The following is a 13,697-nucleotide window of genomic DNA, read 5'->3' on the forward strand; positions in this document are numbered from 1 at the left end:
ATAATGACTTTGCTCGATACCATCAACAGCCCGGCAGATCTTCGAAAACTGAAATATTCCGATCTTGAAGAACTGGCTGCCGAACTGCGCGAATACATCATTCAGTCTGTCGCAAAAACAGGCGGGCATCTCTCGTCCAATCTGGGTACCGTGGAACTGGCTATCGCGCTGCATTACGTATTCGATACACCCAATGACCGTCTGATCTGGGATGTCGGTCACCAGAGCTATGCGCACAAAATTCTGACCGGGCGAAGAGAGCAAATGCGGACATTGCGGCAATCCGGCGGCATTTCCGGTTTTCCAAAACGGGATGAAAGTCCATACGATGCTTTCGGAACGGCTCATTCCTCGACATCCATTTCAGCCGCACTTGGCATGGCATTGGCAGCAAAACTGAAAAAAGAAAATTTCACATCGATCGCTGTCATCGGTGACGGTGCCATCACAGGCGGAATGGCCTTTGAAGCCATGAATAATGTCGGCATCTATGACGATATCAAACTGCTTGTCATCCTCAACGACAATGATATGTCGATATCGCCACCTGTTGGTGCCCTGAATCACTACTTCGCCCGGTTGATGTCGGGAAAATTCTATGCCACCGCGAAAAATGTCGGAAAAACAGTCCTGTGCGGTCCGATGCTGGAAATCGCGAAACGGTTTGAGGAACATGCCAAAGGCCTGATCGCACCGGCAACCCTGTTTGAAGAATTCGGTTTCAATTACGTCGGCCCGATCGATGGCCATGATCTGGGAACACTCATTCCGACACTGGAAAATCTGAAAAAACGGACAGGTCCGCAGTTCTTGCATATCGTGACCAAAAAAGGACATGGCTACAAACTGGCCGAAGCCGATCCTGTCCTCTATCATGGTCTGGGAAGATTCAGTCCGGAAGAAGGCATCAAACCAGCTCCAGCGACGAAACCGACTTATGCCGAAATTTTCGGAAACTGGCTGTGCGATACGGCAACTGTCGATGAAAAACTGATCGGCATTACACCCGCCATGAAAGAAGGTTCTGGCATGGTCCGGTTTGCAAAAGATTTTCCAGACCGCTTTTTCGATGTCGGAATAGCGGAACAACATGCAGTGACATTCGCTGCCGGTCTGGCTTGTGAAGGATTCAAGCCCGTTGTCGCTATCTATTCCACATTTTTGCAAAGAGCCTATGACCAGCTCATTCACGATGTCGCCCTGCAAAACCTTGATGTGACATTCGCACTGGATCGCTCGGGCCTCGTCGGCGCAGATGGTGCAACCCACGCAGGCAATTACGATATGGCTTATTTGAGATGCATTCCGAATATGGTTATCATGGCGCCTTGCGATGAAAACGAATCGTACCGGATGCTCAAGACAGCTTTCCTGTACAATGGGCCTGCAGCAGTCAGGTATCCACGGGGTACGGGACCCGGAAGCGTCATCGAAAAAAATTTGCCGGCATTACCGATCGGAAAAGGTCAAATTATCCGGGAAGGCAAACATATCGCTATTCTCGCCTTCGGTACCATGGTCAAACCGGCTCTCGCGGCCGGGGAGGCGATCGACGCCACAGTCGTCAATATGCGTTTCGTCAAACCGGTCGATCATTGCCTGATTCTTGAAATGGCCAAATCGCACCGTGCTCTGGTCACTGTCGAAGAAGGAACCATTTGCGGTGGAGCCGGCTCCGCTGTCATGGAAACCCTCTCGGAAGAGGGAATAACGACACCTGTTCTTTTGCTGGGATTGCCCGATAAATTCATCGATCACGGCGATGTCGGTCAATTGCTTGCCATGCACAAACTTGATAAAAATGGCATTATTACGTCAATTCAAAAACGCTTCGGACAATTTCAGGATCCCGGTCAGGTCTTGTGATTTTCCGGTACAGGCGGCTTCTTAAGGTTTAACATGAATTTTAGAGATTCTCACTCTTTTGAATGTAACTGGGATGACTGCTCAAACATCCATACGACTATAACCAGTACATCGGCTACCAAAATGAATTCTGACATTCTCTCTATTCCGGATGTTCAAAGTACTCTGGATACCAGACACATTGCCATACAGAAAGTCGGCGTAAAAGGCGTTCGTCATCCCCTTATGATCCAGACCAGCAATGGTATCCAGCCTTCTGTCGGAACATGGAACATGTATGTCCGTTTGCCTGACCAGAAAAAAGGCACACATATGTCCCGTTTCATTGCATTGCTGGAAGAATTCACGGGTTCCGAATCCGGTCCTTTGAACGTTGAAGTCTTCACCCGGCTTATCCGTGACATGCTGACACTTCTGGACGCGGAATCCGGCTGCATTGAATTGTCTTTTCCCTTTTTCATGACGAAAACCGCCCCGGTATCCGGGGTAAAAAGCCTGATGGATTATGAAGTCGGTTTCAAGGGAGAAATCAAAAACGGCGACGTCGAAATCACGCAGAAAGTTGTCGTTCCGGTAACAAGCCTTTGTCCCTGTTCCAAGGAAATATCTTCCTATGGTGCCCACAACCAGCGCTCACACATTACCGTCAACGCAGTTTTGGACGGAGAACTTCCTGTCGAGGAATTGATCCGAAATATCGAGGCACAGGCATCCTGTGAACTGTTCGGTCTTCTGAAACGGCCTGACGAAAAATATGTTACCGAACATGCTTATGACAATCCGAAATTCGTCGAGGATCTTGTACGTGATGTCGCTTGTGTGCTGAACAGGGACGACCGAATCGTTGCCTATACACTGGAAGCGGAAAACTTCGAATCAATCCACAATCATTCCGCTTACGCTTGTATCGAATTCGACAAGCGATCGGAATAATCGTCTTTTTTCCAGAAAACGTCAGGATGGTTGGCCAGTTTGTTGGCCAACCGTGCCATGACAAACAGCAGATCCGACAACCTGTTCAGATATTGCACCGGGACAGGTGATATGTTTTCTTCTTTTCCCAAAGCAACGACACTGCGTTCCGCGCGTCGGCATATGCTTCTGGCCAAATGAAGCAGGGATGCTTCTTCCGATCCACCCGGCAATACGAATTCTTTTAACGGCGACAAGTCCCTGTTGAAATACAAGACAGCGTTTTCTATACGTAAAACCTGATTTTTCCCCAGCAATATATTTCCGCTTCCTGCCAATTCTCCTCCCAGTCCGAACAAATCGTTTTGCACCTGCTGCAATTGCGTCTTCACTTCTTCACAAAGGCTTTTGCAAACGACCAGACCAATCATCGAATTGAGTTCATCAACTTCACCGATGGCATGTATCCGCAAACAGTCCTTTCCGACACGTCGTCCGTTCGCAAGTCCTGTTTCTCCCGCATCTCCTGTTCTGGTAACGACCTTCGATATACGATTTCCCATACTGGTTATTCCGGCAAAAAATTCTGAATGGAAAGGAACAATTAAAATAAAATAAAAGGATATATGGAAAAAGAGAGTTCTATCATGCCCCAATCCAATATTCAAACGCTATCTATCATCCAGCCTGACGACTGGCACCTTCATTTACGGGACGGCGATGTCCTGCAATCCACCGCTTCACAAGCGGCAAAACAATTCAGACGGGCCATCATCATGCCCAACTTGCGTCCTCCTGTCACGACAACGGAAGCGGCGCAACAATATCGTAAACGGATACTGGATGCATTGCCTGGCAACACGAATTTCGAACCATTGATGACACTGTATCTCACAGACAATACCCCTCCCGAAGAAATCAGAAAAGCCAAGGAAAGCGGTATCGTCCATGGCGTCAAACTTTATCCCGCTGGTGCGACGACAAATTCGGATGCTGGTGTCACTTCTCTGGATCGCTGTATCCCAACATTGGAAGAAATGCAGAAACAGGGAATCCCCCTTTTGATGCATGGTGAAGTAACCGATCCTTCCATCGATATTTTCGACAGGGAAGCTGTTTTCATCGACAAGGTACTCATTCCGCTCCGTAAAAAACTTCCCGATCTGAAAATCGTCTTCGAACACATTACCACGAAAGCGGCAGCGGAATATGTAACGGAAGCAGATGGCTATATCGGCGCAACCGTCACTCCTCATCACTTGCTGTTCAACCGCAACAGTTTGTTCGTCGGCGGTATCCGCCCACATTACTATTGCCTGCCGATCTTGAAACGTGAAGAAAACCGTCAGGCATTGCTGAAAGCCGTCACACACAAAAATTCACGTTTCTTCGCCGGAACCGATTCTGCACCACATGCCAAAGGCGCAAAAGAAAACGCTTGCGGCTGTGCGGGATGTTATACCGCTTCGCATGCTATCGAACTGTACGTACAAGCCTTTGAAGAAGTCGGTGAACTGGAAAAACTGGAGTGGTTTACCAGTATCAACGGACCGAAATTCTACAATTTGCCAGTTAACAGAAACAAAATCACACTGGTTAAGGAAGAATGGAAGATTCCCGATGAATTGCCATTCGGTCATGAAAAGGTCATTCCCCTGATGGCCGGTGAATCCATCCACTGGAAACTGAAGTGAAACTAAAATAAAAAAGCCGTGCTATGCACGGCTTTTTTATTGCTGAAAACGATTATTTCACGAAATCTTTCAGTTTCTGACGATAGGCTTCCATATCGGTAATCGGTTCCTGCGCTACACCAGAATCCATCGCTGCCTGTGCAACTGCCGGAGCAACCGTCCACAACAGGCGCGGATCGAACTGGAACGGCAACAGGTAGTCACGACCGAAAGTATATTTCTTGCCATACATCGCTTCGATTTCCGGAGGACATTCCATTTCTGCCAGGCTGGCGATAGCACGTACTGCAGCCAGTTCCATTTCACGATTGATCGTTTTTGCACGGCAATCCAGAGCACCTCTGAACAGATACGGGAAGCACATGGAATTGTTGATCTGGTTTGGATAATCGGAACGACCTGTACCGACGATAGCGTCATCACGGGTAGCATGAGCGACTTCCGGCAGAATTTCAGGAATCGGGTTGGCCATTGCAAAGATGATCGGATTTTTTGCCATCTTCAACAGCATTTCTGGTTTCAGAACATTACCTGCAGACAAACCCAGGAAAATATCAGCATCCGGGATGACATCCATCAGCGTACGGGCGGAAGTATCCTGTGCGTAGATTTCCTTGTCCGGGTCCATCAGTTCCTTGCGGCCTTTGTAGACAACACCCTTGATGTCGGTGACCCAGATATTCTTGACAGGGAATCCCAGGTCGACCAGCAATTCAAGACAACCCAGTGCACCGGCACCGGCGCCGGAAACGACCATCTTGCAATTCTTGATATCCTTGCCGACGATCTTCAGCGCATTCAGAACGGCTGCGCCGACGATGACAGCTGTTCCATGCTGGTCATCATGGAAAACCGGGATATTCATTTTTTCGCGCAGTTTTCTTTCAATGTAGAAGCATTCCGGAGCACGAATGTCTTCCAGATTGATACCGCCGAATGTTGGTTCAAGTGATGCGATGATGTCACACAACTTGTCCGGATCCAGTTCGTCAATTTCCAGATCGAAAACATTGATACCTGCGAATTTTTTGAAGAGAACACCTTTACCTTCCATGACAGGTTTGGATGCCTGGGCACCGATGTTACCCAGCCCAAGAACTGCCGTGCCGTTGGAAATAACGGCAACCAGATTGCCTTTGGTCGTATAGGTGTAGGCATCTTTCGGGTTTGCATGGATTTCTTCGCAAGCACAAGCTACACCAGGGGTGTAAGCAAGTGCCAGTTCATTCTGGTCTCTGACCTGTTTGGTCGGTTCAACACTGATTTTTCCGGGAATGGGGAAACGGTGAAAAGCAAGAGCGTTTTTCTTGAGCAGCTCTTTTTTTTGGTCTTGAGAACTCATTTCTTCAGTCTTCTTCAATGTAAAGGGTAAGTTATAAACAGACATATCATTCTAACAGATACCACTGTGAAATCCGAATTTGTCTGTTGGGTGATGAAAAAGTGTTTTCTATACCAGTAATCCAAGTATATATATAGGAATAGTGATATCGAAAAAACTTGTGTACAAGTAATTTAAATCATTTAAAATCAACGTGTTACAAAAAACAAACGTTTGGGATAAGTAAAGAATATATTTTGTATATCTTTTTGGGCTTTGGGGTACGGGGTGTTGTTCCCATCTGACCCACAACTTATCAACAAGGTTATCCACATATTGTAATGATTTTTACAACAATGTGGGATATTACGATCAATTCGTTGTATCAAGACCATTTCATGGTGAATTCGATCTACAATACAAGCCGTTTGTCAGATAAATGACATGTTTCACGTGAAACATATCTTGAAGTCAGTTTGGGTTGATATGGGTTATGCTTTATTCGGTAAACTTTGATGTGATTGTTGTTGGTGGGGGGCATGCCGGTACAGAAGCTGCGTTGGTCTCTGCAAGGATGGGAAAAAAAACATTATTGATAACCCATAACTTTGAGACACTTGGACAATTGTCTTGCAATCCTTCTATTGGTGGTATTGGTAAAAGTCATTTGGTTCGTGAAATCGATGCGCTGGGCGGTATTATGGCTTTGGCTGCGGATAAAGCCGGAATTCAGTTTCGTGTGTTGAATTCTTCAAAAGGTCCTGCTGTCAGGGCGACTCGTGCGCAGATAGATCGGGTGATGTACAAACAGGTTATCCGTTATGAACTGGAAAATCAGGAGAATTTGTCTCTTTTTCAGCAACAGGTCGATGATCTGGTAATTGAACAGGATAGAGTAGTTGGTGTCAAAACGCAGGGTGGTGTTGAATTTCGTTCATCGGCGGTTGTGTTGACAGCAGGTACTTTTCTGGATGGAAAAATATTTGTCGGTCTCGACAGTTATCCGGGTGGACGTTCAGGAGATGTGCCGGCGCTGGCTTTATCGAAGTGTCTCAAGGAATTGGGATTACCACAAGGCCGCTTGAAAACAGGAACGCCGCCACGGATAGATGGAAAGACAATTGATTTTTCCGTGATGAAAAAACAGTTGGGTGATTTCGATCCGGTTCCTGTGTTTTCATTAAGAGGGGATGTATCGATGCATCCGCGGCAATTGCCGTGCTGGATAACGCATACCAATATAGAAACACACGATATTATTCGTTCCGGTCTGGACAGGAGTCCCTTGTTCACGGGTGTAATAGAAGGTATTGGACCACGTTATTGCCCATCTATCGAGGATAAGATACACCGTTTTTCCGATAAAAATTCGCATCAGATTTTTCTGGAACCGGAAGGCTTGAAGACTAATGAATATTATCCGAACGGTATTTCGACGAGTTTACCTTTCGATATCCAAATCAAACTGGTGCAATCGATCCCGGGGTTGGAACATGCGCATATTCTGAGGCCGGGATACGCAATCGAATATGATTTTTATGATCCGAGATGCCTGAAATCTTCTCTGGAAACACGCCAGATCAGAGGGCTTTTCTTTGCCGGACAGATCAATGGAACAACCGGTTATGAAGAAGCGGCTGCGCAGGGCCTGCTTGCCGGGATCAATGCGGCACGTTATGTATCCGGTGAGGAAGCCTGGATTCCGAAAAGAAGCGAAGCATATCTTGGTGTGATGGTGGATGATCTGATCACTCAAGGTGTCAATGAACCCTACCGGATGTTCACCAGTCGGGCGGAATACAGATTGAGTCTGCGTGAAGATAATGCGGATATGCGTTTGACAGAGACCGGTTATAAGCTGGGATGTGTCAGTCAGGAACAATGGAATGCTTTCGAAAAAAAAAGGGAAAAAATTTCCAGGGAAATAGAACGTTTGAAATCGACCTGGATTCATCCTTATATGTTGTCGCTCGAAGAATCCAGAAGAGTGATCGGCAAGGAAATAGAAAGGGAATATTCTCTTGCTGATTTACTCAGGCGTCCGGATGTTAGTTACGACAATCTGGCCAGTCTGACGTCAGTTGACGGAAAAAACTGGCGTACAGAAGAAATACTGGATTCCAGGGTTAAGGAACAGGTCGAAATTCAGATCAAGTACGCGGGATATATTGAAAGACAGGTTCGCGAAGTGAAAAGGCAGCAATATTATGAAAACTTGCGTTTGCCTGCCGATATGAACTATTCCGAAGTAGGGGCCTTGTCTTTTGAAGTGCGTCAGAAACTGGATAAGCAAAAACCGGAAACACTGGGACAGGCATCCCGTATTTCCGGAGTGACTCCGGCGGCGATTTCATTGTTGCTGATATATCTCAAAAAAAGAGGTGTCATCAGTTTTGCGGAAACGGATACAGATTGACCGATGCGTAGAAAAGAAACAGAAAAAGTCGATCGGACCGATATTGAAGAAAGATTGAAATCCGGTGCAGAAAATATGAAAGTTTTTCTGGCGGATGAAATGCTGGAAAAACTGGTCGACTATATTTATCTGCTGCATAAGTGGAATGCGACCTATAACCTGACTGCTCTCAAGAATCCGGGTGACATGTTGACGCATCATGTACTGGATTCACTTTCAGTCGTTCCTTTTCTTGTAAAAAGCCGAAATATTCTGGATGTCGGTTCAGGTGGCGGTTTACCGGGACTGGTACTGGCGATTGTCTATCCGGAAAAACATGTTTCCATGGTCGATATTGTCCAGAAAAAAACAGCTTTTCTCAATCAGGCACGTATTGAACTGGGACTTGACAATGTGACGGTTCATACGGGACGGGTGGAAAAATTGCAGGTCGAAAAAAAATTCGACGCTATCATTTCCAGAGCATTTTCAAGTCTGCCTGATTTTGTCGGGCTTTCTGGACATTTGCTGGATAGAAATGGCAGATTTTATGCAATGAAGGGATTGATTCCCTCAGACGAAATCAGTAATCTACCTTCAGGATGGAAGGTTGAGCGGATAGATGTATTGAATGTTCCGTCACTCGATGCACAAAGGCACTTGATTGTGATAGGACCGGAATCAGTCATAATCGATAACTGTGGGTAAATATCCTATGGCTACTGTATTTTGTATTGCCAATCAAAAAGGGGGGGTCGGAAAAACCACCACGGCGGTCAATCTTGCTGCAGGTCTGGCAAGACTGGATCAAAAGGTTCTCCTTGTCGATCTCGATCCTCAAGGCAATGCAACGATGGGTAGCGGTATCCAGAAAACGGAACTGGATGTATCCGTTTATGAAGTATTGCTTGGATTGTCCGATATTGCATCGGTTTGCAGGAAGTCATCGACAGATCATTATATGGTGTTGCCTGCCAACAGGGAATTGTCCGGGGCTGAAGTCGAAATGGTCGATATTGAAAATCGTGAAGGTCGCCTGAAATCCGCACTGGATTCTGTCAGGGATGAATATGATTTCATATTGATCGATTGTCCACCGGCTTTATCGCTTCTTACCTTGAATGCTTTTTGTTCGGCCGATGGCGTAATCATTCCGATGCAATGCGAATATTATGCATTGGAAGGTTTATCCGATCTGGTAAATACCATCCGGCATGTACATGCCAATCTGAACAGGAATCTGAAAATCATAGGCCTGTTGAGAGTTATGTTCGATAAAAGGGCGACATTGTCGCAGCATGTTTCCGAACAACTGGAAAGACATTTCGGAGACAAGGTATTCAAGACAGTCATTCCCCGCAATGTCAGGTTGGCGGAAGCGCCATCTTACGGTTTGCCGGGAATCGATTTCGATTCATCGTCACGTGGCGCACAGGCATATACGAATTTCGCTAAAGAAATGCTGGATTGGCTTCAGCGGCAACGTTAATCGTTTTATAACAAATTTCAGACAAAATGAGTGAAACAGCATCAAAGCGGAAAAAAGGTTTGGGTAGAGGACTGGAAGTGCTACTCGGATCGACACCTGATTTTTCTGTCGAATCTTCTCCATCTTCCTTGCCGATATCCAGACTCAGGGCTGGAAAATACCAGCCACGGACGCGAATGGATGAAGGTGCACTGAACGAACTGGCACAGTCCATACGTGAACAGGGGGTCATGCAACCGATTCTCGTTCGTCCTGCCGACGGAGATACTGACGGCAAGGTTTATGAAATCATTGCCGGAGAGCGCCGTTTCCGTGCTGCCAAAATAGCCGGTTTGCAGGAAATTCCCGCTATCGTGAAAAATGTGGATGATCAGACAGCAGCTGCGATGGCGCTGATCGAAAACATACAACGAGAAGACCTCAATCCACTCGAAGAAGCACAAGGCATTCACCGACTGATTACAGATTTCAATTTTACGCATGAACAGGCGGCTTCCGCAGTCGGACGCTCGAGAAGTGCTGTGACAAACCTTTTACGTTTGCTGAATCTGACTCGCCCGGTTCAGACAATGCTGGTGGCTGGTGACATCGATATGGGACATGCAAGAGCCTTGCTTGCGGTGGATGGCGCGAAACAGATTACGCTGGCCACCCAGATCGTTTCCAAAAGAATGTCGGTACGTGAGGCGGAAAAACTGGTCTCGCAGGAATTGAATGACAGGAATGTTCCCAGAAAAACCGTAAAGGAAAAATCCGCCGATCTTGTCCAGCTTGAAGAAGAACTTTCGGATATGCTGGCGACAAAGGTCAGCTTCAAACTCAATGCCAGAGGAAGCGGACAGCTCGTTATTGATTTTTCGGATCTGGATGTATTGGACGGTCTTATTCGGAAAATTCGTTTGTCATCCTGATTTTATTATTTAAAACAACAGGTTATAATTTATTTTTCAATATTCTGATATCAGGCAGATTACGCCAGAAACCTTCTGCGTCCATTCCGAATCCAATGACGTACTGGCTTGGGACTGTCAGACCGACGTAGTCTGCCTTGACAGGTTTGACGACACCTGTGTTTTTTTCCGCAAGTACGACAAGAACCACTTTCGCCGCCCCCATATCAAGCAGTTTTTCACGGACATGCAGCAGCGTTTGTCCTTCGTCGAGAATATCGTCCAGCACAATGACTATCCTGTTGATGACGTTTTGTCGTGGAATCACCTTCCAGATAAGTTCTCCGCCGTATTCTTCGTTTCCATAGCGTGAAACGTTGATATAGTCGAATTCAAGCGGAAAATCCAGATGTGGCAACAAATGCCCGGTAAAGACTGCGGCACCTCCCATAATGCTCAGGACAAGCGGGGGAGGTTGTTCGGGTGAGCCGAAATCCCGGTTCAGTTCAGATGCCAGGTCGATAATGGTTTGCCGGATTTGTTCAGGAGAATAAATTCTTTCTGAATTTTTCAAAATAGTCCGGGCTTTTTCATTGATTGATTCGGCCATGATGTATCGGGATTGTGGGTCAGTAGGGATGCTATGACTATATGCCAGAGTTTTCGATTTTGACAATAGGAAAATGATCTTGTGACACTGTTGTCAAGAGTGTGCCGATATTGGTTAAAATCCGGATCATCTCCATCATCATTAAAGAATATCATGAACAACAGTGGGAAACGGTACAACGATATTCATGAACGCCTGGACAGTTTGCGCAAGGCAATGCAGAAAAATGCTATTGACGTACTGATTATTCCGGGTTCCGATCCGCATTTGTCGGAATATCCCCCCGATCACTGGTGTACCCGGAAATGGTTTTCCGGATTTACGGGTTCTGCCGGAATACTGGTAGTCGGTATGCACAAGGCCTCCCTGTGGGTGGACAGTCGTTACTGGACACAAGCGGAACGACAGCTTGAAGGCACAGGAATCGATATGTGCAGAATAGAAAGCGGCAAAAGCGTATTATCGTATGTGGACTGGATAGTGGATAACTTTTCCGCTGGCAGCTGCGTTGCTATTGACGGTTATCTGATTTCAATGGAACAGGGGCATATGCTTGCAGAAAAACTGGAAGGCGCCAACCTGTTGTTCAGGACGGATATCGATCCTGTCCCGGATGTCTGGAAAGACAGACCCGCTATGCCCGATGGAGCGGTTTTCGAACATTCGTTTGAATATACCGGGCGTTCCCGCAATGAAAAAATCGCGTTGCTCCGTTCCGAGATGAAAAAAATCGGCGCGAAATGGCATTTCATATCATCTCTGGACGATATTGCCTGGATATTGAATCTGAGAGGCAATGACATTGCATACAACCCTGTATTTCTTTCCTATTTGCTGATAGGGGAGAGCCGTGTCGTGCTGATGACGGACAGGACAAAAATACCGGTTCCTCTGTATGAAGCGCTTGAAAAAGACGGCGTGGAAATAAAACCCTATGATGCTGTTTCCGGTGTACTGGCAAACTTGCCGACGAAAACGTCACTGCTTTATGATCCGCGCAGAACATCTTATGCCCTGAGTGAAATACTTGATACCGGTATAAAACGGATCGAGGCAGTCAACCCGTCGATATTGCTGAAATCAAGAAAAACACCGGTCGAAGTCGAGCATATTCGCCGGACAATGCGGGAAGACGGAGCTGCGTTTTGCGAATTTCAGGCGTGGTTCGATGCCGAAATGACACACGGGGGAAACGGAACGATTACGGAATGGACGATTTCTGAAAAAATCGAGTCGTTCAGGCAGGCCCGCCCCGGATATATCTCGCCCAGTTTCGGTACGATTGCAGGATTCAATGCCAATGCAGCGTTGCCGCATTATCAGGCCACAAGAGAGACGCATGCAGTTATCGAAGGAAATGGCCTGTTGCTTATTGATACGGGAGGCCAGTATCCGGGCGGTACGACCGATATGACCCGTGTGATTGCGGTGGGTAAACCGGAACAGGCGCAAAAAGAAGATTTTACCCGGGTACTCAAAGGATTGATCGCTTTGTCGGAAACGGGATTTCCTCGCGGTATTCCGGCTGCAATGCTTGATAGTATCGCCAGAAAGCCATTATGGTGTTGCGGGCTGGATTACGGTCATGGAACCGGTCATGGTGTGGGTTATTTCCTTAACGTGCATGAAGGTCCGCAGGGAATTTCCTGGCATGCCCGTCCGGAACCTCAAACGGCGATGGAAGAGGGAATGGTCACCTCCATTGAACCCGGACTGTATCGCGAAGGCAAATGGGGAATACGACTGGAAAATCTGGTCGTCAACCAGGTGTTTCAGAATACAGAATTCGGCAAGTTTCTGAGCTTTGAAACATTGACTTTGTGTCCGATCGATACACGATGTATCGACAAGTCATTGTTGACGGAGGAAGAAATAGTCTGGTTGAATCGTTATCACGATCGCGTGCGCGAAAGTCTGATGCCTCTGGTTTCCGGGCATGTCAGGGATTGGCTGGCAGAAAGAACGAAGCCGCTTTGAAAAATACAGTTTGACCGGGCGCATGTACATGCAGGAAAAAGAAGAAATAGTGAAACCGGCAGGATTTGTTCCGGTCAGATACAAGTATCAATCGTGGCGAAAAAACGAACAACTAATATTCAGCGGGGTAATGTATATGAAAAAAATTCAACCAGTCATTATGTTGGCAGCATTGGGAATGTCGGGTGCAGCCATGGCGCAGGTATATTCAGTCGGTACAATGATGAATCCGCCCGAGAATGTAACGGTAGTAAGTACTTCCTCATTGATTATCGAAGAAGCACCGGCAAGTCGTGTGACGGCTGAATTGACCGACAGGGATTGTCCTTCCGGAACGACGTTGATTTTCGATGATGGTGACATGAACCGTCCAAAATGTGTTTGTACGGTTCCATCCGGAATGTCTGCCGGCAATGACTGACAAAAAGCCTGCGAAGAGCGTTTTCGGGATGTCACTTTGGTGTTGACGGGTATCGTGCCGTTTTCATATCCGTGCACCTTCTTTAAGGGAAAGATATGCAGGGCAGACGAATGAACCTGTTT

At 46.8% G+C, this 13,697-nt stretch carries 11 protein-coding genes and 1 pseudogene; 9 read left to right on the forward strand and 3 right to left on the reverse strand.

All coding sequences use genetic code 11. The features are described from left to right. Positions 1-3: 3 nt before the first annotated feature. Positions 4-1,866: a 1-deoxy-D-xylulose-5-phosphate synthase gene (gene dxs, locus NAI64_RS07635; RefSeq protein WP_269299303.1), complete on the forward strand. Its 1,863-nt coding sequence runs from the start codon at positions 4-6 to the stop codon at positions 1,864-1,866. A gap of 123 nt (positions 1,867-1,989) precedes the next feature. Then, positions 1,990-2,799, forward strand: a complete 810-nt coding sequence (gene folE2, locus NAI64_RS07640) for a GTP cyclohydrolase FolE2 (protein WP_269299305.1) — start codon at positions 1,990-1,992, stop codon at positions 2,797-2,799. Here folE2 and NAI64_RS07645 read toward each other — a convergent pair. Continuing rightward, the gene (locus tag NAI64_RS07645) at positions 2,763-3,446 is read right to left on the reverse strand and encodes a cob(I)yrinic acid a,c-diamide adenosyltransferase (protein WP_331282619.1); all 684 of its coding nucleotides are present in this window, start codon (positions 3,444-3,446) and stop codon (positions 2,763-2,765) included. The two genes, folE2 and NAI64_RS07645, sit on opposite strands and share 37 nt — an antisense overlap. Here NAI64_RS07645 and pyrC point away from each other — a divergent pair. Further along, positions 3,426-4,472: a dihydroorotase gene (gene pyrC / locus NAI64_RS07650; protein ID WP_269299307.1), complete on the forward strand. Its 1,047-nt coding sequence runs from the start codon at positions 3,426-3,428 to the stop codon at positions 4,470-4,472. The two genes, NAI64_RS07645 and pyrC, sit on opposite strands and share 21 nt — an antisense overlap. A gap of 58 nt (positions 4,473-4,530) precedes the next feature. Here pyrC and NAI64_RS07655 read toward each other — a convergent pair. Then, positions 4,531-5,814, reverse strand: a pseudogene (locus tag NAI64_RS07655) (malic enzyme-like NAD(P)-binding protein); the annotation flags it as partial. 472 nt (positions 5,815-6,286) lie between these two features. Here NAI64_RS07655 and mnmG point away from each other — a divergent pair. From mnmG to NAI64_RS07675, 4 genes are all read left to right on the forward strand, one after another. Then, positions 6,287-8,209: a tRNA uridine-5-carboxymethylaminomethyl(34) synthesis enzyme MnmG gene (mnmG, locus tag NAI64_RS07660; RefSeq protein ID WP_269299309.1), complete on the forward strand. Its 1,923-nt coding sequence runs from the start codon at positions 6,287-6,289 to the stop codon at positions 8,207-8,209. Positions 8,210-8,308: 99 nt separating this feature from the next. Further along, positions 8,309-8,896 (forward strand): 16S rRNA (guanine(527)-N(7))-methyltransferase RsmG, encoded by a 588-nt coding sequence (gene rsmG / locus NAI64_RS07665; protein ID WP_331282620.1) that lies wholly within the window; start codon positions 8,309-8,311, stop codon positions 8,894-8,896. Positions 8,897-8,903: 7 nt separating this feature from the next. Next, a complete protein-coding gene (locus NAI64_RS07670) occupies positions 8,904-9,677 on the forward strand; it encodes a ParA family protein (RefSeq protein WP_269299312.1) in 774 nt (257 codons plus the stop codon). Positions 9,678-9,703: 26 nt separating this feature from the next. Then, on the forward strand, positions 9,704-10,588 hold the full coding sequence (locus tag NAI64_RS07675) for a ParB/RepB/Spo0J family partition protein (protein WP_269299314.1): 885 nt from the start codon (positions 9,704-9,706) through the stop codon (positions 10,586-10,588). A gap of 22 nt (positions 10,589-10,610) precedes the next feature. On the opposite strand, the gene NAI64_RS07680 is transcribed toward NAI64_RS07675, so the two are convergent. Beyond that, positions 10,611-11,177 (reverse strand): hypoxanthine-guanine phosphoribosyltransferase, encoded by a 567-nt coding sequence (locus NAI64_RS07680; protein WP_269299316.1) that lies wholly within the window; start codon positions 11,175-11,177, stop codon positions 10,611-10,613. Positions 11,178-11,330: 153 nt separating this feature from the next. Between NAI64_RS07680 and NAI64_RS07685 the strand changes: the two genes are divergently transcribed. Further along, the gene (locus NAI64_RS07685) at positions 11,331-13,154 is read left to right on the forward strand and encodes an aminopeptidase P family protein (RefSeq protein WP_269299318.1); all 1,824 of its coding nucleotides are present in this window, start codon (positions 11,331-11,333) and stop codon (positions 13,152-13,154) included. Further along, positions 13,114-13,575 (forward strand): hypothetical protein, encoded by a 462-nt coding sequence (locus tag NAI64_RS07690; protein ID WP_269299320.1) that lies wholly within the window; start codon positions 13,114-13,116, stop codon positions 13,573-13,575. The genes NAI64_RS07685 and NAI64_RS07690 overlap by 41 nt, the downstream gene beginning before the upstream one ends. Positions 13,576-13,697 lie beyond the last annotated feature (122 nt).

It is taken from the genome of Oxalobacter paeniformigenes (genome assembly GCF_027158465.1).
Taxonomy (GTDB): domain Bacteria; phylum Pseudomonadota; class Gammaproteobacteria; order Burkholderiales; family Burkholderiaceae_D; genus Oxalobacter; species Oxalobacter paeniformigenes.